Raw genomic sequence first — 230 nt, 5'->3', positions numbered from 1 at the left:
GACCTGGGATCAGGGCAGCGAGATGCACCTGCACGGCCAGTTCACCCAGGCCACCGGGATGCCGGTCTACTTCTGCGACCCGCACGCACCCTGGCAACGCGGCTCCAACGAAAACACCAACGGCCTGCTCCGCCAGTACTTCCCCAAAAGCACCGACCTCGCCACCCACACCGCCGAACACCTCGACACCGTCGCGGCCGAGCTCAACGACCGCCCCCGGATGACCCTCG

At 67.4% G+C, this 230-nt stretch carries 1 protein-coding gene; it reads left to right on the top strand.

The window, feature by feature from the left end; translation table 11 throughout:
* On the top strand, positions 1 to 230 hold a 230-nt coding region (locus QQ657_RS56555; RefSeq protein WP_284750757.1), incomplete at both ends, for an IS30 family transposase.

This window comes from Amycolatopsis ponsaeliensis (assembly GCF_030182635.1).
GTDB classification, from domain to species: Bacteria; Actinomycetota; Actinomycetes; order Mycobacteriales; family Pseudonocardiaceae; genus Amycolatopsis; species Amycolatopsis ponsaeliensis.
This window is presented reverse-complemented; position numbering and strand designations above follow the sequence as displayed.